Raw genomic sequence first — 18,733 nt, 5'->3', positions numbered from 1 at the left:
TAAATCTGCCTGTTGGTGACAGGCGCTGAACGAGTAAGGAACAAACATGATTCTGGATGCATTTTCTCTGCAAGGTAAAGTGGCTGTGGTTTCCGGTTGTGACACCGGACTGGGGCAGGGTATGGCGTTAGGTCTGGCGGAAGCGGGCTGTGATATCGTCGGGATTAACATTGTTGAGCCAACGGAAACCATTGAGCGCGTCACCGCGCTGGGCCGCCGTTTCCTGAGCCTGACCGCGGACCTGCGCAAAATCGATGCGATCCCTGAACTTCTGGATCGCGCGGTGGCGGAGTTCGGGCATATTGATATTCTGGTCAACAACGCAGGCCTGATCCGTCGTGAAGACGCGATTAACTTCAGCGAAACGGACTGGGACGACGTGATGAACCTGAACATCAAGAGTGTGTTCTTCATGTCTCAGGCGGCGGCGAAGCACTTCATCGCCCAGGGGAAAGGCGGCAAGATCATTAATATTGCCTCCATGCTCTCTTTCCAGGGCGGCATCCGCGTGCCGTCCTACACCGCATCGAAGAGCGCCGTGATGGGCGTGACCCGTCTGCTGGCGAACGAGTGGGCGCAGCACAACATCAACGTCAACGCGATTGCGCCGGGCTACATGGCCACCAACAATACCCAGCAGCTGCGTGCGGATGAAGAGCGCAGCGCGGCAATCCTGGAGCGTATTCCAGCGGGGCGCTGGGGTCTGCCGAGCGATCTGATGGGGCCGGTTGTGTTCCTGGCGTCTCCGGCGTCAGATTACATTAACGGTTACACCGTTGCCGTGGACGGCGGCTGGCTGGCACGTTAAGTCAGCCCCATTACAGAACCTCTGCCCTCGGGTGGAGGTTTTTTTTGCGCCAAAATTGCCTTTATCCATATCCTTAAAGATGAAAAATCCATACTAAAAAGGAATGAATGACGGGTATCACACATTTATTGCTTAAATATTAACTAATTAATAAAAAATAAGGTTAAACCACCCTAATTTGAAATTGTAATGTCCATCACAGAACGATATGTCGTAGCGAAAAAATCCATATCTTCACCAGTTCCGGCCTGACACTTTCTTCCGGTATCTCGTAATTTCACTTAACGAATTTCGCTGTTGAGGCAGGAAACTATGACATCTGTAAATGACTCTACCCTTATGCCCGCTGCGCTGCGCGATACCCGACGTATGAACCAGTTTGTTTCTGTTGCGGCCGCCGTAGCCGGTTTACTGTTTGGTCTGGATATCGGCGTTATCGCGGGCGCACTGCCCTTTATTACCGACCACTTTACGTTAAGTAACCGCCTGCAAGAGTGGGTGGTGAGCAGCATGATGCTGGGCGCGGCCATCGGTGCGCTCTTCAACGGCTGGCTGTCGTTCCGTCTCGGGCGCAAATACAGCCTGATGGTCGGGGCGATTTTGTTTGTTGCTGGCTCTCTGGGTTCGGCGTTTGCCACCAACGTTGAAGTGTTGCTGCTGTCCCGCGTGCTGCTGGGCGTGGCGGTGGGTATCGCGTCCTATACCGCGCCGCTTTATCTCTCTGAAATGGCGAGTGAAAACGTGCGCGGGAAGATGATCAGCATGTACCAGCTGATGGTGACGCTCGGTATCGTGCTGGCGTTCCTGTCGGATACGTACTTCAGCTACAGCGGCAACTGGCGGGCAATGCTTGGCGTGCTGGCGCTGCCTGCGGTGCTGCTGATTGTGTTAGTCATTTTCCTGCCGAACAGCCCGCGCTGGCTGGCGCAAAAAGGGCGTCACGTGGAGGCGGAAGAGGTGCTGCGCATGCTGCGCGACACGTCTGAAAAAGCGCGTGAAGAGCTGAACGAAATCCGCGAAAGCCTGAAGCTGAAGCAGGGCGGCTGGTCGCTGTTTAAGGCGAACCGCAACGTGCGCCGCGCGGTGTTTCTCGGCATGCTGTTACAGGCAATGCAGCAGTTTACGGGGATGAACATCATCATGTATTACGCCCCACGCATCTTTAAAATGGCCGGTTTTACCACTACCGAACAGCAGATGATCGCCACGCTGGTGGTGGGGCTGACCTTTATGTTCGCCACCTTTATCGCGGTGTTCACCGTGGATAAGGCCGGACGTAAACCGGCCCTGAAAATTGGCTTTAGCGTGATGGCGCTCGGCACCTTAATACTCGGCTACTGCCTGATGCAGTTCGATAACGGCACGGCGTCAAGCGGCCTCTCCTGGCTCTCAGTCGGCATGACCATGATGTGCATCGCCGGTTACGCGATGAGCGCCGCACCGGTGGTGTGGATCCTGTGCTCTGAAATTCAGCCGCTGAAATGCCGCGACTTTGGTATCACCTGTTCCACCACCACCAACTGGGTGTCGAATATGATCATTGGCGCGACCTTCCTGACGCTGCTGGATGCGATTGGCGCGGCAGGCACCTTCTGGCTCTATACGGTGCTGAACGTGGCGTTTATCGGCGTGACATTCTGGCTGATCCCGGAAACCAAAGGCGTGACCCTGGAGCATATTGAACGCAAGCTGATGAGAGGGGAGAAACTACGCGACATTGGCGTGTGATTTTAAAGCCGGGTAAGGCGTAGCCGCCACCCGGCTTTGTGTTTACCGCATCGCACGTCTCAAAATACGCTCCGCCTGACGCTGGAAGTCAGCGGCGGTCTCTTCCACGGTTTTCTGACCGTAGTCGATATACTGCAATGAGGTACCGAACTGCGCCACAATCTGTGGGTCGTCAAAGTACGGTGAGACGGTAAGCTTCGCCGGCAGCGACTGCGCCAGGCGCAGGCCCGCCACGGAAGGATCGTCCTCTTTAATGGTGCCGTCTTCGGTCAGATACTGCACCGCCACTTTACTCAGCGGCACGCCGCGCTCAAGACCCAGCGTATCAACCCCTTCTTTGCTGTTGAGCAGGAAGTTAATCAGCTTCGCTGCCGCTTCCGGGTGTTTGGTCGTCTTTCCAATCGACAGCATTTGCGCCGGTTTGAAGAACAGGCCCGCATCGGTGGCGCCCGGCAGCATTGGGTAGCTGCCCAGCTCCAGTTTCGCCGGTGGCTTCAGGTTGTCGGAATATTTGTTGATGGTGGAGTTCCACATGTAGGTGCCGCCCCATTCGCCCTGGATCCACGGCTTCATCTCATACATGTTGCTCTTACCGAAGGAGGCATAATATTTGGTGTCCGGCATAACGTGGCTGTCGATCAGCTTTTTATAGGTCTGGAAGAACTCCACCCACTGTTCTTTCGTGTAGCTGAACTTCCTGGTTTTCTCGTCCACGGCAGGAATGTTGTACTTCTGGATCATGTACGAGTTCAGCAGCGCCAGCGTATCCTGGTGCTCCAGGATGACCGGGTAATACTGCTTGCCGAGCTTGCTCTCGAAGGTTTTACCGGCCGCCATCAGCTCGTCCCAGGTTTTCGGGTAGGCAATACCCGCTTTTTTCCAGGTCTCGTCATTGAAGTAGAACACGCGCGCCGTCACCGAAATCGGAATGCCGTTCAGCTTGCCGTCCACGGTGGTCGTTTGCAGCTCTTTGGGATCGAACTGGGTTAAGTCGATTACGTTCTTCATCTTATTCAGATCGTAGAAGCCATCACCGGTTTTGGAGAAGATAGGCAGCCAGTTCCAGTTCGTCTGCATCACGTCCGGCTCGGTGCCGCCCGCAATCTGGGTGGTCAGACGGGAGAGGTGACCGTCCCAGCCGGTGTATTCCGCTTTCACGTTGATGTCCGGGTTCTGCTTATGAAACTCTTCCAGCGCTTTCAGGGTGACCTGGTGACGGCCGTTGCCGCCCCACCAGGACATCCGTAAATCCACATTCTGCGCCATCGATGGCAAAGCGGTAAGACCCAGGGTCGCTGAGATTGCTGCGCTTAAAAGCACTTTTTTCATTTTTATCACTCCATCAGAGAGAGAGGTTCTGTTCAGTTTTTGCGTCAAAAATATGACACTTGTTCATCTCAAACGTGAAATACACCTGACGATGAAGCCCCTTATCAATCATTGGCTTAGCTTCATCGGACGGGATTCGGGCGGTCAGTTCGTAGTCTGCAACCTTCAGGTACACGAAGAATTCGTGGCCCATGTTCTCAACGCGCACCATCTCCCCGCGACAGCCGCCGTTCGGGAAGGGCTCATCAGAGAGCGACACAAATTCCGGGCGCACGCCGTAGAAAATCTCCTGACCCGCGTAGGCCGCGACTTTCTCCTGCTTCTCCGCGTTCAGCGGCATGGTTTCATCGCCAATGGCGATGTGCAGCTGGCCCGCTTTTTCGACCAGCACGCTTTTGCGAATATTCATCTCCGGTGCGCCGATAAAGCCCGCCACGAACATGTTCTTCGGCTTGTGGTAGAGATTGTCCGGCGTATCCACCTGCATGATGTGACCGAGCTTCATCACGCAGATGCGGTCGCCCATGGTCATCGCTTCGGTCTGGTCGTGGGTCACGTAAACGGTGGTCGCCGGTTTTCCGGACTTCTTCAATTGCTTGTGCAGGTCAGAAATACGGATACGCATTGAGGCGCGCAGTTTGGCGTCGAGGTTTGAAAGCGGCTCATCGAACAGGAACACATCCGGCTTTTTCACAATCGCACGGCCTACCGCCACGCGCTGCGCCTGGCCGCCGGAAAGCTGGCGCGGCAGGCGGTCGAGCAATTCCTCCAGCTCAAGAATTTTGGCGGCTTCATTCACCTGAGACTCAATCTGATCTTTCGGCAGCTTGCTCAGCTTGAGGCCAAAGGCCAGATTCTCGCGTACCGTCATGTGCGGATAAAGGGCGTAGTTCTGGAATACCATTGCAATTCCGCGCTCTTTTGGCGCGAGGTTGTTCACGATCTTGTTCCCAATGCGCACCTCGCCGCCGCTGATGGTTTCCAGCCCCGCCAGCATGCGCAGGGTAGTGGATTTAGCGCAGCCGGATGGGCCGACGATCACCATGAATTCCCCTTCGGCGATTTTAAGATCGATAGCGTGTACCGCTTTAAAACCGTTGGAGTAGACCTTTTCCAGCTTGTTGAAAATAACTTCAGCCATGGTATTTCCCTCTTAACCTTTAATTCCGCTGCTGGTGACGCCCTGTACGAAGTAGCGCTGTGCCAGGAAGAAGACAATGATGGATGGCAGAATGGAGATGCTCGCCATTGCCAGAATTTCGTTCCACGGCGCCCCTTCGGTGACGTCGATGGACATTTTCAGCGCCAGTGCGATGGGGTATTTATCCACGCTGTATACGTAAATCAGCGGCCCGATAAAGTCGTTCATAGACCACATAAACTGGAACAGGGCGACGGAGATAATGGCCGGTTTCAGGATCGGCACGACCACGTACCACAGCACCTGAATGGAGTTACAGCCGTCGATTTGCGCGGCCTCTTCCATGTCACGCGGGACGCCGCGCAGGAACTGGATCAGCATGAAGACGAAGAACCCTTGCGTGGCAAAGGCCAGCGGCAGGTACAGCGGCATGTAGCTGTTGAGCATGCCCATTTCACGGAACATCAGGTACTGCGGGATCAGCAGCACGGTGCTTGGCAGCAGCATGGTGGTGATGAGCGTGGCGAACCAGAACTTTTTCCACGGGATCTCGAAGCGGGCAAAGCCGTACGCCACGATGGTGGAGGAGATAATGGTCAGGATCACTTTCGGGATCACATACTTGAAGGTGTTCAGCATGTAATGGCCGAAGTTGTATTCGGTGCCGGTTTTCCAGCCGTTTACGAAACCATCCCAGGTGGCGTGGGCAGGCCACAGGCTCAGGGTGGTGAAGATCTCGTGGTTCGGTTTGAACGACGCCGAGAACATCCACACCAGCGGGTAAAGCATCAGCAGGCCGACAAACAGCAGGATCACATAGCGAACGGTGGCGTTGATTTTTTCCCGGCGCAGCGTGCGGGCCACTTCGCGCTCGGCGACGCTGCGTGCCGTGGAGAATTGTTGGATATCAGCCATTTTTGCCTCCTTTATCGGCGGAGTAGAACACCCAATATTTCGACGACTTAAAGGCGATACCGGCGAAGACGGCCACCACCAGGAACAGGATCCACGCCAGCGCCGCGCCATAACCCATATCAAAATACTTAAACGCGGTGTCGTAGATGTAGAGCGAGAACAGGTAGGTCGAATAGGTTGGCCCGCCGCCGGTAATCACGTATGGCCCGGTAAATTCCTGGAAAGCCTGGGTGGTCTGCATGATGAAGTTGAAGAAGATCACCGGCGTAATCAGCGGTACGGTTACCTTCATGAACATTTGCCATTTCGATGCGCCATCGATCATCGCCGCTTCATACTGGGACTGCGGTACGTTTTGCAGCGCGGCCAGGAAGATGACCATCGCGGAACCGAACTGCCAGACGCGCAGCAGGGTAACGGACATCAGCGCCAGCGACGGTTCACCCAGCCAGTTCACCGGGTCAAAACCAAATACGCCGATAAAGCTGTTCAGCAGGCCATCGATTGCAAATAAGGCGCGCCACAGTACGGCAATGGCGACGGAACTGCCGAGGATCGACGGAATATAGTAGGCAGTACGGAAAAAACCGATACCGCGTAATTTAAAGTTCAGGACAAAGGCAATTCCTAATGCAAAGGCGAGCTTTAACGGGATGGTTAGAAATACATAGGCAAAGGTCACGCCCATCGATTTCCAGAAGAGCGTGTCTTCGGTAAACATGTAGCGATAGTTTTCGATGCCGTTAAACACCGGCGGACTCATCAAATCGTAATCCGTAAAGCTAAGGAAAAACGATGAGACGAAGGGGAATGCCGTAAAGAGTATCAGCCCGATGATGTAGGGTGATATCCATGCGAGCCCCAGCAGCTTGTTTTCATTCATACATACCTACCTGGCAATCAATGGTTTAATACGAAATCTGCTTTGTTACATTTTCCCAGGCCTGCAATGCGCGGCTTGAGAGCGGAAATTCAGGGTGCGACGTCCGGCAGTGGTTAAATATATGCTTGTTTATTAATACTTTTTTTGTCTTTCTTCCTGCTGTGGGTGCTTTGGGTTTCAAAAGAGCTGAACCGGTGTTCTTGGATACTAAAACATCGTTTTATTTTATATTATTGCGATTTATTTCTGCGTCATTCGCTTAATGGTGGAAATGTGATCAGCGTCGAAACGCTGTTTCAATATAGTGAGGGAGGTGGCATTTTTGACTTTTTATGGGCGTTCGACGCAGGCCATAAGTAAGAGGTCACGCAGCAGAATGGGTAGTGGGAATAACAATAGTCGCGCAGCGTGGCTAACTACCAGATCTGATAGCTGGTCTGAAGATGTATCAATTCGCCATTCAGATAATTCTTACATTCTTGTATGATTCGTCACACCGGAACCAGTCAGGCAGAATTTCACTGCATCCTTAAAAGAAGAACAGTTATGTCAGCGATGGATTTCAAAAAACATACGGATCTCAACTTTCCTCACTATGCTCCTCCGGCGGTCAGCGCTAAAGAAATAGATTTTCTGGGTCTGCTGGACGTCCTGCTGGCAGCAAAAAAACGCATCATCACCATTGTGTTTGCCTTTGCACTGGTCGGCCTGGCAATCGCCTTTCTGATTCCGCAAAAATGGACCAGTAAAGCGGTCATTACGCCAGCGGAACAGACGCAGTGGAGTTCGCTGCGCCAGATGATGGTGGCGCTACAGGTGCTTGACGTCGACGTGAAAATTACACGGGCGGATGTGTTTAATCTGTTTATCAAAAAGTTTCAGTCCCAGTCCCTGCTTGAAGAGTACATGAAGAGCTCACCTTACGTGATGGCTCAGCTCGATGGCGCCGAGGTTGACCCGCTGGAGCTGCACCGCGCGGTGGTCACGATTGCCGAAAAGATGAAGGCCATTGATAACACTCAGGAAAAAGATGCTGATAAAGCACCGTATCTCTCCTGGACGTTAAGCTTCACTGCCCCAACGGCAGAGGACGCGCAGAAAGTGTTGAATGGTTACATTCAGTACATCTCCCGCATCGTCGAGCAGGAGACCATGCAGAACATTCGCGATCAGCTGATTCTGAGAACCAAAACGGTACAGCAGCAGCTGGAGCTGGATCGGGTTCGTCTGACCAATATCCATAATACCAACCTGCAACGCCTGAACTACTCGCTGGAAGTGGCGAACGCGGCAGGGATCAAAAAGCCGGTTTACAGCAATGGACAGGCGGTGAAAGACGATCCGGATTACTCCGTTGCGCTCGGCGCGGACGGGATTGCGCAGAAATTGCAAATTGAAAAAAATCTGAAGGACGTTTCTGAGCTGAACGCCGATTTCCAGAACCGCGAATACTATCTGGCCCAGCTGCAAAAACTCTCCTTCGAAGATGTGAGCCTGGAGCCGTTCAAATACCAGCTCTCTCCTTCTATGCCGGTGAAAAAAGATGGCCCGGGCAAAGCCCTGATCGTGCTGCTGGCGTGTATTCTGGGTGGACTGTTTGCCTGCGGCAGCGTGCTGCTGCGCGAGGCAATGAGCACCCGCAGCCCGCTGCCGGAACAACTTCCTGAACCGGTTACGGAATAAGATCAAATGAAGGCGCTCTGATGAGCGCCTTTTTTTATTTCAGGAAATCTTTGCGTATCGGCGTAAAGGTATCCAGCAGGGTACCGGGTTTCAGGCAAACGCAGCCGTGCATCACGTTTGGCTCTTTATAGAGGGTGTCGCCCGCCGTCACCACATGCTTCTCCTCGCCAATGGTGAACTCAAATTCCCCCGAAAGAACGTAGGTGAGCTGCTCATGCGGGTGGTTATGCATCGGGCCAATTGCGCCTTCCTCGAAATTCACTTCCACCGCCATCATCCTGCCGTCGTGCGCCAGAATACGACGCGTCACGCCGTTGCCCAGATCCTCAAGCGTGGTCTCTTTATGGAAAATAAACATATTGTCGCCCCGTTATGTAATGAAACAATGTTTCATTTAACCTATCTTACCCGCAGAGAAAAGGAAACATCCGGCCAAATAACTGGAAAGGCGATCACAAGTTTGCTTCACTGGGTGAAACGCACAGGAGGAACAATGAAAACGATCGGTCTGTTAGGGGGCATGAGCTGGGAATCAACGATCCCGTACTACCGCCTGATTAATGAAGGCGTCAAACAGCGTCTGGGCGGTCTGCATTCGGCCAGCCTGCTGCTGCACAGCGTGGATTTCCAAGAAATAGAAGCCTGCCAGTCGAGCGGGGAGTGGGACAAAGCCGGGCAGATGCTGGCGGACGCCGCGCTTGGGCTGGAGCGCGCGGGCGCGCAGGGTATTCTGCTGTGTACCAATACCATGCATAAGGTGGCGTCGCACATTGAAGACCGCTGTTCGCTGCCGTTTTTACATATTGCGGATGCCACCGGGCGTGCGGTACGTGCCACCAGCATGAAGCGCGTGGCGCTGCTGGGGACGCGCTACACCATGGAGCAGGATTTTTACCGCGGGCGGCTGAGCAGCCAGTTCGGGATTGAAAGTTTGATCCCCGATGAGGCCGATCGGGCGCGCATTAACCAGATTATTTTTGATGAACTGTGCCTGGGCACCTTCAGCGAAACTTCGCGCGCCTGGTACGTCAGTGTGATTGAAAAACTGGCGCAGCAGGGGGCGGAAGGGGTGATTTTCGGCTGTACCGAAATTGGCCTGCTGGTGCCGGCAGACCAAAGCCCGTTACCGGTTTTCGATACCGCCGCCATCCATGCTGCGGATGCGGTGGAGTTTATGCTGTCATAAGGGTGTTAGCAGGTCAGGTAAGCGAAGCGCTACCTGACGCGCGTGCGCATTCAGGTGTTCACTAAACGCATCAACCAGCGCTGAGGCAGGCCGGTGCAGGGGGCGGATCAGGCTCACGGTAAACGGAACGGAAACGCTAAAACGGCGCAGGACCACGCCGCTGCTGGCGTAGTCCATGGCCGTGAGCGGGTTCACCACCGAAATACCCACGCCCGCACGCACCATCGCACAGATTGATGCCGCACTGTGCGTCTCCACCACCATCCGCCGCTTCACCTGATGTTCCGCAAACAGTCCATCCAGAAGCTGCCGGTAGCTGTCGGTCTGCGACAGGCTGATATAGTTCTCATCGTGGAAATCCACCGGAGTCAGCACCGCTTTGTGGGCAAGCGGATGGCTGGCAGGCAGCACGCAGACCTCATCCAGCGACAGCAGCTCCGTGCGTTCCGTTCCCGCTGGCGTGACGAGAGTTTCGGTCAGACCCAGATCGTGGCGCTGGGCCGAAAGCCACTCCTCCAGCAGAGGCGACTCCTGCGGCACGATGGTCAGACTGACCTCCGGATAGCGAGCCAGAAAAGGCTGTAGCAGCACCGGCAGGAATGACTGGGAAAAGACCGGCAGGCAGACGATGGACAGCTCGCCCTGGCGAAACTGCCTCAGGCTTTCCGCCGCGCTCACTATCCTGTCCAGCCCGTACCAGGAGCGCTGAACCTCCTCAAACAGACGTAGACCCTGTACCGTCGGATGCAGCCTGCCGCGCGTGCGTTCAAACAGCTTCAGCCCCAGCACTTTCTCAAAGCGTGCCAGCTCCCGGCTGACCGTCGGCTGCGAAGTGTGCAGCATGTGCGCGGCTTCAGTGAGATTGCCGGTGGTCATCACCGCATGAAAAATCTCGATATGGCGTAGGTTAACGGCGGGCATAGGGCACCTGATGGCTGAGCGTGGTCCATATCATTTTTGCATAGACTCACGATAAAACGATATTTTTTATTCTCTTCAGGCTATGGCGTAATGATAAAAAACAGATTTCCGGAGAAGACCATGCCACGCCCGCTCAACCAGACCGAGACCGATTTGAACGCCGATAACCTGCTGCGCCTGCCTGCCGAATTCGGCTGCCCGGTGTGGGTCTACGATGCTCAGATTGTCCGCGAGAAGATCGCCGCGCTGCATCAGTTTGACGTGGTGCGTTTTGCGCAGAAGGCCTGCTCCAATATTCATATTCTGCGCCTGATGCGCGAGCAGGGCGTGAAGGTTGACTCCGTATCGCTGGGTGAAATCGAACGCGCGCTGGCGGCAGGGTTTGATCCGAAAGCTGACAGCGACGCGATCGTCTTCACCGCTGACCTGATAGACGATGCCACGCTGGCGCGCGTGCACGAGCTGCAAATCCCGGTCAATGCCGGTTCGGTGGATATGCTGGAGCAGCTTGGGCAGGTTTCCCCTGGCCATCGCGTCTGGCTGCGCATCAACCCGGGCTTTGGTCACGGCCACAGTCAAAAAACCAACACCGGGGGCGAAAACAGCAAGCACGGGATCTGGTATGCCGATATGCCTGCGGCACTTGAGGTTTTACAACGCTACAACCTCAAGCTGGTGGGCATTCACATGCATATCGGGTCCGGCGTGGATTACGGCCATCTTGAGCAGGTCTGTGGCGCCATGGTGCGTCAGGTTATCGATTTTGGTCAGGATCTGGAGGCGATCTCCGCCGGGGGAGGGCTTTCGATCCCTTACCGCGAAGGAGAGGAGGCGATCGACACGGATCACTATTACGGCCTGTGGAGCGCCGCGCGTGACAGCATCGCTGCCCATCTGGGCCATGCGGTGAAGCTGGAGATTGAACCGGGTCGTTTCCTGGTCGCCGAAGCCGGCGTGCTGGTGGCGCAGGTGCGGAGCGTGAAGGAGATGGGCCGCCGTCACTTTGTGCTGATTGATGCTGGCTTCAACGACCTGATGCGCCCGTCCATGTACGGCAGCTATCATCACATCACCGCGCTTGCCGCCGATGGCCGCGATCTGGTCAACGCCCCGCGCATCGAGACCGTTGTTGCCGGCCCGCTGTGTGAATCCGGGGACGTCTTTACTCAGCAGGAAGGCGGGAAAGTCGAAACCCGTTCGCTGCCAGAGGTAAAACCGGGAGATTATCTGGTGCTGCATGATACCGGTGCGTACGGGGCGTCTATGTCTTCTAACTACAATAGCCGCCCGCTGCTGCCGGAAGTGCTGTTTGATAACGGCGTGGCGCGGCTGATTCGCCGTCGCCAGACCATTCAGGAGCTGCTGGCGTTAGAGCAGGTCTGATTAAACCAGGGCCCTGTTGTCACCGAATCGCGTAACACCAGCGTGCCGGTGAACGGCGGGATTGCTTCAACCGGCTGGTTTTTTGCCAGCCGGATCGCCTGGTCGATCGCCGTGACGATCATGTTGTCGATCGGCAGATACACCGACGACAGGGCAGGCTCCAGCCACTTTGCGCTGGGGGCATCGTCAAAACCAAACAGCGAAATATCCTGCGGGATCTTCAGCCCGGCCTGGTGTAATGCTTTGGAGGCGCCCAGGGCCATATCATCGTTGCAGGCAAACAGGGCGCTGAACGGTGTCTTTTCCGCTATCAGCTCCTTGCACCGCTCGTAACCTCCCGTCATGCCTGCATCGCCGTATTTAATCCGCCGCTCGTCGAGACGAATCCCATGTTTCTCCAGCGCTTTACGGTAGCCCATCAGTCGCGCTTTACCCGTTGGCGTGTGGATCGGGACGGTGATACAGGCGATCTCCCGATGGCCCTGGCTTATGAGGTAATCCACCGCTTTGAAGGCCGCGTCCTGCTGTTCAAAGAACACGCAGCGATCCGCCGCCTGGCTCACTTCACGGTTAATGATCACCAGCGGCGTCTGCACGCTGTCGATCAGCTTCAGGATCGTCTTTTCGCTCATAAAACGCGTGTACAGTACGATGGCGTCGCATTTGCGGTCGGCGAGCATCTGCACCGCCTGTTCTTCCTGTTCAGGAGCATCGTGACCGTCGGTAACAATCAGTTGTTTACCGTGCGTTTCGGTCTGCCGTGACGCCTGCTGTAGCAAACGACCAAAATAAAAACCGTCGAATGTCGAGACGACCAGACCAATGCTGTTGCTGGTCTGGTTAGCCAGCGAACGCGCAAGAAAGTTCGGACGATAGCCCAGCTCCTCCATCGCGCGAAATACCTGCTGACGCGTGCTCTCTTTAACCTGACCTGTGCCGTTCAGCACGCGCGAAACGGTGGCCTTCGACACGCCCGCACGCAGTGAGACATCCAGCATTGTTGCCATTCGAAATTCCTGTTTCCACTTAATGGTTTGCAGTTTAACACAGACCATTCGGCGCATAAGCGACGTGGGAAGGGCAAAACCCCATAACGATCACGCTTTTGGGTAACGATCCTCGCCAGCGGGATAAATGCCTGTCATTGGCATGCCAAAATGGTGATAAATCGCAATCTGGAATACCTCTTACCTCATTGAGAGCTTAATCACAGAACAAAGCGCCTGTGGACGCTATTTTTGGCATACCAATAGTATCCGGCTGTCCATCTTATTCAATAAAAGCCCTTTTACTGAGGTATTACCCTATGGCATTACAGGAAAAACTGATCGACGCTCTGGGCAGTTTTGCCACCACCTTCAACAGCTACCGCTATATCCAGGCGATCAAGTCTGCGTTTATTACCTTAATGCCGGTCATCATCGTGGGGGCGTTCTCGGTACTGATCTCCAATATGGTGCTGGATCCGAAAAACGGCCTGGCGAGCTTTCAGTCGCTGTCGTTTCTTGCGGCGTTAAAGCCGATCACCAGCGCGCTCAACTATGCCACGCTGAACTTTCTCAACATCGGCGCGGTGTTTTTAATCGGCATTGAGCTGGGGCGTATTAACGGTATTAAGTCCCTGTTTCCCGGCCTGCTGGCGGTGATCTGCTTTATCTGCGTTACGCCGACCACGGTGGAAATGCTGGTGGATGGCGAGATGCACGTGGTGAAAGACGTGCTGTTGCGCCAGTTTTCTGATACCCGCAGCCTGTTCCTCGGCATGTTTATCGCTATCCTGTCGGTGGAGATCTACTGCTGGCTGGAAAACCGCAAGGGGCTGAAGATCAGGATGCCGGACACGGTGCCGCCGAACGTCGCCGCGTCATTCTCTGCACTGATCCCGGCCATTATCACCACTACCGCTATCGCCACCTTTGGCTTCGTGTTTCATCAGGTAACCGGGATGTATCTTTACGACGCGGTTTACCAGGTGGTGCAACAGCCGCTGGAGCGCGTGGTGCAAAGCCTGCCGGGGATCCTGCTGCTGATGTTTGTTGCCCAGCTGTTCTGGGTGATTGGTATTCATGGCAACCAGATGATCAAGCCGATCCGCGAGCCGCTGCTGCTGGGAGCAATCACCGTTAACATGAGCGCGTTCGAGCAGGGCAAAGAGGTGCCAAACATCATCACCATGCCGTTCTGGGACGTCTATATGAGCATCGGCGGCTCCGGCCTGACCATCGGCCTGCTGATAGCCGTCATGATTGCCACCAAACGTAAAGAAATGAAGGAGATCGCCAAGCTCTCCATCGGCCCGGGTATTTTTAACATTAACGAGCCGGTGATCTTCGGGATGCCCATCATGCTCAACCCGATCCTGGCTATCCCGTTCATCATCACGCCGCTGGTGACGGGCTCCATAGGCTACTTCGCCACCGTGACCGGATTTGCCGGAAAAGCCGTGGTGATGGTGCCCTGGACCACGCCGCCGCTGATCAACGCCTGGCTGTCAACCGCGGGCTCCATGGGGGCGGTGATCACCCAGTTTATCTGCATCGTGACCGCGGTGATTATCTATCTGCCGTTTGTGAAAATTGCCTCACGCCGTGCAGAGCAGGCCGCGCTGCAACAAGCCACCGATAACGCATGAGGATACGATGAGCACAAAACAGATAGCCATACCGCAGGATTTTATGCTGGGCGCGGCGGCATCGGCCTGGCAGACCGAGGGCTGGAGTGGCAAAAAGCCTGGGCAGGATTCGTGGATAGATCTTTGGTACAAGAACGATCGTCACGTCTGGCATAACGGCTATGGCCCGGCGGTGGCAACCGACTTTATCAATCGCTTCCGCGAAGACGTGGCGCTGATGAAGCAGGCGGGACTGACGCATTATCGCACCTCGATCAACTGGTCGCGCTTTTTGACCGACTATGAAAACGCCACCGTAGATGAAGAGTACGCCGCGTATTACGACGCGCTGTTCGATGAAATGCACCGTCAGGGCATTGAGCCGATGATCTGCCTGGAACACTACGAATTGCCGGGCGTGCTGCTGGAGACCTACGGCGGCTGGGCGTCGAAGCACGTTGTCGAGTTGTTCGTTCACTATGCGGAAAAGGTATTTGAGCGTTTTCACGGCAAAGTGACTCGCTGGTTTACCTTCAACGAGCCGATTGTGGTCCAGACGCGCGTCTATCTCGACGCGCTGCGCTGGCCCTATGAGCAGAACACCAGCACCTGGATGCAGTGGAACCACCATAAGGTGCTGGCGACGGCGAAAGTGGTGAAACTGTTTCGTGAGAAAGGGTATGACGGCTCGGTGGGCTGTATTCTGAACCCGGAAGTGACCTATCCGCGCTCGCGTGCGCCGCATGACGTGCGGGCGGCAGAGATGTACGATCTGTTCTACAACCGCGTCTTTCTCGACCCGCTGGTGCATGGGCATTATCCGCAGGCGCTTTTTACCCTGCTGGCGCAGCATCAGGTGCAGTGGGACTACACGGCTGACGAGCTGGCGCTGATTGCCGACAACACCGTCGACGAACTGGGTATTAACCTCTATTACCCGCATCGGGTCAAAGCGCCATCCCGCGCATGGCACCCGGAGACGCCGTTCCATCCGGCATACTACTACGAGCCGTTTGAGCTGCCAGGACGTCGGATGAACACCTCCCGCGGCTGGGAGATCTTTCCGCGCATTGTTTACGACATGGCGATGCGGATTAAAAACGACTATCGCAACATTGACTGGTTTGTGGCGGAAAGCGGGATGGGCGTGGAGAACGAAGCGCAGTTTCGCAATCGCGACGGCATTATCGATGACGCGTACCGCATCGCGTTTATCAGCGAACATCTTTATTACACGCTGCTGGCGCGGGAGGCGGGGGCTAACTGCCACGGCTATATGCTGTGGGCCTTCACCGACAACGTCTCCCCGATGAACGCGTTTAAAAACCGCTACGGGTTGATTGAGATCGACCTTGAAAATCAACGCGCACGGCGGGCAAAGAAATCAGCGTTCTGGTTCCGCCAGCTGCGCGATGAGCGTGTGCTGACGCTCAGGGTTGACGATGAATGGAAGTAAGCCTTCTGGTAAAATAGCGCACAAACTGGCCGGGAGGACGTCCGGCCCGCGCATTAACTGACAAACACAGGTGAAAACGTGGATAAGGCTGTCATCCTGCCGGAAAAAAAACAGTACCAGGAGATTGGCGAGGATTTACGGGCGCAGATTATCCAGGGACATTATCCCGTGGGATCGCGTCTGCCGCCGGAGCGCAACATCGCTGAGACGTATGGCGTGAGCCGCACTATTGTGCGTGAGGCGCTGCTGATGCTTGAGCTACAGGGGACGGTGGATATCCGCCAGGGTTCGGGTGTTTACGTGATGCGCATTCCGGAGGAGCATGAAAACGAGGAAGAGCGGTTTCTGAACAGTGACGTGGGCCCTTTTGAAATTCTCCAGGCGCGTCAGCTGCTTGAAAGCAACATTGCAGCCTTTGCCGCAAAAATGGCGACACGGGCAGATATCGATAACCTGCGCCGTATCATCGAGCAGGAGCAACGGGCGATTGCCGCTGACGACCGCAGCCAGGACAACAACAAAATGTTCCATCTGGTGCTGGCGGGGGCCACACAAAATCAGATGCTGCTGGCGACCGTTGAGAGCGTCTGGCATCATATGGACAGCAGCCCGCTGTGGCAGCAGTTCAACGGCCACATCGCCAGCCGCGCCTGGCGTCTGAAATGGCTCGGCGACAGGCAAACCATTCTCGCTGCGCTCCGCCGCCGCGACGTGATGGGTGCATGGCAGGCGATGTTCCAGCATCTTGAAAACGTCAAAAAGAGCCTGCTTGAGCTGTCAGACGAAGACGCGCCGGATTTTGACGGCTATCTCTTCGAGTCGGTCCCCCTGTTCCAGGGGAAACTGGTATGAATATTCTGCCGCTTCACGCTGCGCCGCAGTTTACACAGCGGGTGATCGACTGGATCTGGAACGCGTTTGGTGAAGGCGTGCCGCGTGCCTTTTTTCAGAGTATTGTCGAGCACAGCCTGACGCCGGATGAGTTACCGCTCACCTTTATTGCCGTTGAGAATGACCAGCTGCTGGGCACCGTTGGGTTGTGGCGTTGCGATTTAATCTCCCGGCAGGATCTCCACCCATGGCTGGCTGCTCTGTATGTCGATGAAGCCGCCCGGGGACACGGGCTGGCGGGAAAGCTTCAGGATCATGTTATCGGTTATGCGCGACGTGCCGGATATCACGAGCTTCACCTCTGGTCTGCCTGCCGCGACTTCTACGAACGTTACGGCTGGGGCTACATCGGCGACGCGCTGGAATACCCGGATAAAACCGTCCATCTCTATCGCTATTCGCTTGCGGTTTCTGCGGGCGATACTACCGAGTGACGGCGCACTAAGGTTGGGCTGAACAGGTGAGTAATTTCCGGTGGTGGGCGATGCTCCGCCAGCGCTAAGGCCAGTTCTGCCGCCTGCGTTGCCATGGTCACAATCGGGTAGCGCACGGTGGTCAGGCGAGGGCGCACGTAGCGCGACACCAGCACATCATCAAAGCCAATAAGCGAAATTTCGGCTGGAACGTCAATTCCATTATCATTTAACACGCCCATTGCGCCTGCGGCCATGGAGTCGTTATAGCTGGCCACGGCGGTGAAATTTCGTCCGCGCCCCAGCAGCTCCGTCATCGCCTGCTCGCCGCCACTCTCATCTGGTTCACCGTACGCCACAAGACGATCGTTGCACGGCAGACCGGCTTCACGCAGCGCGTCGTAATAGCCCTGAAGGCGATCTTCCGCATCGGAAATCGGGTGGTTGGAGCACAGATAACCAATTCGGGTATGACCCTGCTGGATGAGATGACGGGTTGCGAGCCATGCGCCGTAACGGTTGTCGAGCGCCACGCAGCGGGTTTCAAAGCCGGGAATAATACGGTTGATAATCACCATCCCCGGCATCTGTTTCATCAGATGGATAAGCTCGGCATCGGGGATCATTTTGGCATGGACCACCAGCGCCGCACAGCGATGACGAATCAGTTGCTCAATGGCCTGGCGCTCTTTCTGTTCATTGTGGTAGCCATTACCAATTAGCAGGAAATTACCGGTGTGATAAGAGACTTGTTCTACGGCTTTGACCATCGCGCCGAAAAACGGATCGGATACATCCCCGACCACCAGCCCGATGGTTTCTGTCGACTGCTGGGCAAGGGCACGCGCGTTGGCGTTTGGGTGATAATTGAGGTTTTCCATGGCGTCCTGCACGGCCTGGCGCGATGCATCACTGGCTTTAGGGGAGTTGTTGATTACGCGGGAGACGGTCGCGACGGAAACACCCGCCAGACGAGCCACATCCTTAATTGTCGCCATTCAATACCTTCTTTTAGGGGTAAGCGTTTACACACTAACTAGTGTTGCGGAAAAGTGGCGTGCATTCAAGGGGAGCGGGTGAGCGTCCTCTGCAAACGTGATGCAGAACATCCCTCGCGGTGTAATCGTTACACGGCCAGTCATGTCTGAATAATGTCAATCCGAACCTTTAGTTACACTTTGCCTCAGGCTGTTGCGATTGTCCGTTAGCAGCGATACGTCATGAATTGCTAGAGTCGAGATCCCAGAGGTATTGATAGGTGGAATCAACTTCGGTTGATTAACACGATTTACACCAACCTGCGTTTTACGCAGGTTTTTTTTTGCCTGTAAGTTCAACCTGTAACAGTAACAGAGAATATTCACACCTGGTTGCACTTCGGCTCA

Annotated in this window: 17 protein-coding genes; 9 read left to right on the top strand and 8 right to left on the bottom strand. The window is 55.2% G+C overall.

Annotated features, from left to right (window positions below):
* Nucleotides 1–46: 46 nt before the first annotated feature.
* A complete protein-coding gene (kduD, locus tag G6Q29_RS14815; RefSeq protein WP_003862835.1) occupies nt 47–808 on the top strand; it encodes a 2-dehydro-3-deoxy-D-gluconate 5-dehydrogenase KduD in 762 nt (253 codons plus the stop codon).
* A 312-nt stretch (nt 809–1,120) separates the two neighbouring features.
* Nucleotides 1,121–2,536, top strand: coding sequence for an arabinose-proton symporter AraE (araE, locus tag G6Q29_RS14810; RefSeq protein ID WP_165466220.1), 1,416 nt, complete (start codon nt 1,121–1,123; stop codon nt 2,534–2,536).
* Between the two features lie 42 nt (nt 2,537–2,578).
* Here araE and G6Q29_RS14805 read toward each other — a convergent pair whose 3' ends face one another.
* From G6Q29_RS14805 to G6Q29_RS14790, 4 genes are read right to left on the bottom strand one after another with little or no spacing between them, the layout of a single operon-like run.
* Complete coding sequence (locus G6Q29_RS14805; protein ID WP_165466219.1) at nt 2,579–3,865, bottom strand: ABC transporter substrate-binding protein; 1,287 nt, start codon at nt 3,863–3,865, stop codon at nt 2,579–2,581.
* Nucleotides 3,866–3,878: 13 nt separating this feature from the next.
* Complete coding sequence (locus G6Q29_RS14800; RefSeq protein WP_165466218.1) at nt 3,879–5,006, bottom strand: ABC transporter ATP-binding protein; 1,128 nt, start codon at nt 5,004–5,006, stop codon at nt 3,879–3,881.
* 12 nt (nt 5,007–5,018) lie between these two features.
* A complete protein-coding gene (locus G6Q29_RS14795) occupies nt 5,019–5,921 on the bottom strand; it encodes a carbohydrate ABC transporter permease (protein ID WP_165466217.1) in 903 nt (300 codons plus the stop codon).
* A complete protein-coding gene (locus G6Q29_RS14790) occupies nt 5,914–6,804 on the bottom strand; it encodes a carbohydrate ABC transporter permease (RefSeq protein ID WP_003862825.1) in 891 nt (296 codons plus the stop codon). Before G6Q29_RS14790 ends, G6Q29_RS14795 begins: the two co-directional genes overlap by 8 nt.
* Nucleotides 6,805–7,350: 546 nt before the next feature.
* Here G6Q29_RS14790 and wzz(fepE) point away from each other — a divergent pair.
* Entirely contained in the window at nt 7,351–8,487 is a 1,137-nt protein-coding gene (gene wzz(fepE) / locus G6Q29_RS14785) for an LPS O-antigen length regulator Wzz(fepE) (protein WP_165466216.1), read from the top strand.
* A gap of 34 nt (nt 8,488–8,521) precedes the next feature.
* Here wzz(fepE) and G6Q29_RS14780 read toward each other — a convergent pair whose 3' ends face one another.
* Nucleotides 8,522–8,845 carry a cupin domain-containing protein gene (locus tag G6Q29_RS14780; protein WP_165466215.1) on the bottom strand — a complete coding sequence of 108 codons (324 nt, stop codon included), beginning with the start codon at nt 8,843–8,845 and terminating at the stop codon, nt 8,522–8,524.
* 135 nt (nt 8,846–8,980) lie between these two features.
* Between G6Q29_RS14780 and G6Q29_RS14775 the strand changes: the two genes are divergently transcribed.
* Nucleotides 8,981–9,673 (top strand): aspartate/glutamate racemase, encoded by a 693-nt coding sequence (locus G6Q29_RS14775; protein ID WP_165466214.1) that lies wholly within the window; start codon nt 8,981–8,983, stop codon nt 9,671–9,673.
* On the opposite strand, the gene G6Q29_RS14770 is transcribed toward G6Q29_RS14775, so the two are convergent.
* A complete protein-coding gene (locus tag G6Q29_RS14770; protein ID WP_165466213.1) occupies nt 9,668–10,594 on the bottom strand; it encodes a LysR family transcriptional regulator in 927 nt (308 codons plus the stop codon). The genes G6Q29_RS14775 and G6Q29_RS14770 overlap by 6 nt on opposite strands.
* Before the next feature lie 120 nt (nt 10,595–10,714).
* Between G6Q29_RS14770 and lysA the strand changes: the two genes are divergently transcribed.
* The gene (gene lysA / locus G6Q29_RS14765; RefSeq protein WP_165466212.1) at nt 10,715–11,977 is read left to right on the top strand and encodes a diaminopimelate decarboxylase; all 1,263 of its coding nucleotides are present in this window, start codon (nt 10,715–10,717) and stop codon (nt 11,975–11,977) included.
* Here lysA and G6Q29_RS14760 read toward each other — a convergent pair.
* The gene (locus tag G6Q29_RS14760; protein ID WP_165466211.1) at nt 11,947–12,984 is read right to left on the bottom strand and encodes a LacI family DNA-binding transcriptional regulator; all 1,038 of its coding nucleotides are present in this window, start codon (nt 12,982–12,984) and stop codon (nt 11,947–11,949) included. The genes lysA and G6Q29_RS14760 overlap by 31 nt on opposite strands.
* 299 nt (nt 12,985–13,283) lie before the next feature.
* Between G6Q29_RS14760 and G6Q29_RS14755 the strand changes: the two genes are divergently transcribed.
* The 4 genes from G6Q29_RS14755 (at nt 13,284) to G6Q29_RS14740 (ending at nt 17,369) form a co-directional block, all read left to right on the top strand.
* Nucleotides 13,284–14,609 (top strand): PTS sugar transporter subunit IIC, encoded by a 1,326-nt coding sequence (locus G6Q29_RS14755; protein ID WP_165466210.1) that lies wholly within the window; start codon nt 13,284–13,286, stop codon nt 14,607–14,609.
* A gap of 7 nt (nt 14,610–14,616) precedes the next feature.
* Complete coding sequence (locus tag G6Q29_RS14750; RefSeq protein ID WP_165466209.1) at nt 14,617–16,044, top strand: glycoside hydrolase family 1 protein; 1,428 nt, start codon at nt 14,617–14,619, stop codon at nt 16,042–16,044.
* A 78-nt stretch (nt 16,045–16,122) separates the two neighbouring features.
* Nucleotides 16,123–16,896, top strand: coding sequence for a GntR family transcriptional regulator (locus tag G6Q29_RS14745; protein ID WP_003862809.1), 774 nt, complete (start codon nt 16,123–16,125; stop codon nt 16,894–16,896).
* A complete protein-coding gene (locus G6Q29_RS14740; protein WP_165466208.1) occupies nt 16,893–17,369 on the top strand; it encodes a GNAT family N-acetyltransferase in 477 nt (158 codons plus the stop codon). Before G6Q29_RS14745 ends, G6Q29_RS14740 begins: the two co-directional genes overlap by 4 nt.
* Here G6Q29_RS14740 and galR read toward each other — a convergent pair.
* Nucleotides 17,330–18,346: an HTH-type transcriptional regulator GalR gene (gene galR, locus G6Q29_RS14735; RefSeq protein WP_165466207.1), complete on the bottom strand. Its 1,017-nt coding sequence runs from the start codon at nt 18,344–18,346 to the stop codon at nt 17,330–17,332. The two genes, G6Q29_RS14740 and galR, sit on opposite strands and share 40 nt — an antisense overlap.
* Nucleotides 18,347–18,733 lie beyond the last annotated feature (387 nt).

It is taken from the genome of Enterobacter cloacae, from assembly GCF_011078175.1.
Lineage (GTDB): Bacteria > Pseudomonadota > Gammaproteobacteria > Enterobacterales > Enterobacteriaceae > Enterobacter > Enterobacter cloacae_Q.
The sequence above is the reverse complement of the archived record's forward strand: the minus strand, read 5'-3'. Positions and strand labels throughout refer to the sequence as shown.

Coding starts and splice junctions, on each gene's coding strand:
- kduD (WP_003862835.1), top strand. CDS start 47: ATGATTCTGGATGCATTTTCTCTGCAAGGTAAAGTGGCTGTGGTTTCC.
- araE (WP_165466220.1), top strand. CDS start 1,121: ATGACATCTGTAAATGACTCTACCCTTATGCCCGCTGCGCTGCGCGAT.
- G6Q29_RS14805 (WP_165466219.1), bottom strand. CDS start 3,865: ATGAAAAAAGTGCTTTTAAGCGCAGCAATCTCAGCGACCCTGGGTCTT.
- G6Q29_RS14800 (WP_165466218.1), bottom strand. CDS start 5,006: ATGGCTGAAGTTATTTTCAACAAGCTGGAAAAGGTCTACTCCAACGGT.
- G6Q29_RS14795 (WP_165466217.1), bottom strand. CDS start 5,921: ATGGCTGATATCCAACAATTCTCCACGGCACGCAGCGTCGCCGAGCGC.
- G6Q29_RS14790 (WP_003862825.1), bottom strand. CDS start 6,804: ATGAATGAAAACAAGCTGCTGGGGCTCGCATGGATATCACCCTACATC.
- G6Q29_RS14780 (WP_165466215.1), bottom strand. CDS start 8,845: ATGTTTATTTTCCATAAAGAGACCACGCTTGAGGATCTGGGCAACGGC.
- G6Q29_RS14775 (WP_165466214.1), top strand. CDS start 8,981: ATGAAAACGATCGGTCTGTTAGGGGGCATGAGCTGGGAATCAACGATC.
- G6Q29_RS14770 (WP_165466213.1), bottom strand. CDS start 10,594: ATGCCCGCCGTTAACCTACGCCATATCGAGATTTTTCATGCGGTGATG.
- lysA (WP_165466212.1), top strand. CDS start 10,715: ATGCCACGCCCGCTCAACCAGACCGAGACCGATTTGAACGCCGATAAC.
- G6Q29_RS14760 (WP_165466211.1), bottom strand. CDS start 12,984: ATGGCAACAATGCTGGATGTCTCACTGCGTGCGGGCGTGTCGAAGGCC.
- G6Q29_RS14755 (WP_165466210.1), top strand. CDS start 13,284: ATGGCATTACAGGAAAAACTGATCGACGCTCTGGGCAGTTTTGCCACC.
- G6Q29_RS14750 (WP_165466209.1), top strand. CDS start 14,617: ATGAGCACAAAACAGATAGCCATACCGCAGGATTTTATGCTGGGCGCG.
- G6Q29_RS14740 (WP_165466208.1), top strand. CDS start 16,893: ATGAATATTCTGCCGCTTCACGCTGCGCCGCAGTTTACACAGCGGGTG.
- galR (WP_165466207.1), bottom strand. CDS start 18,346: ATGGCGACAATTAAGGATGTGGCTCGTCTGGCGGGTGTTTCCGTCGCG.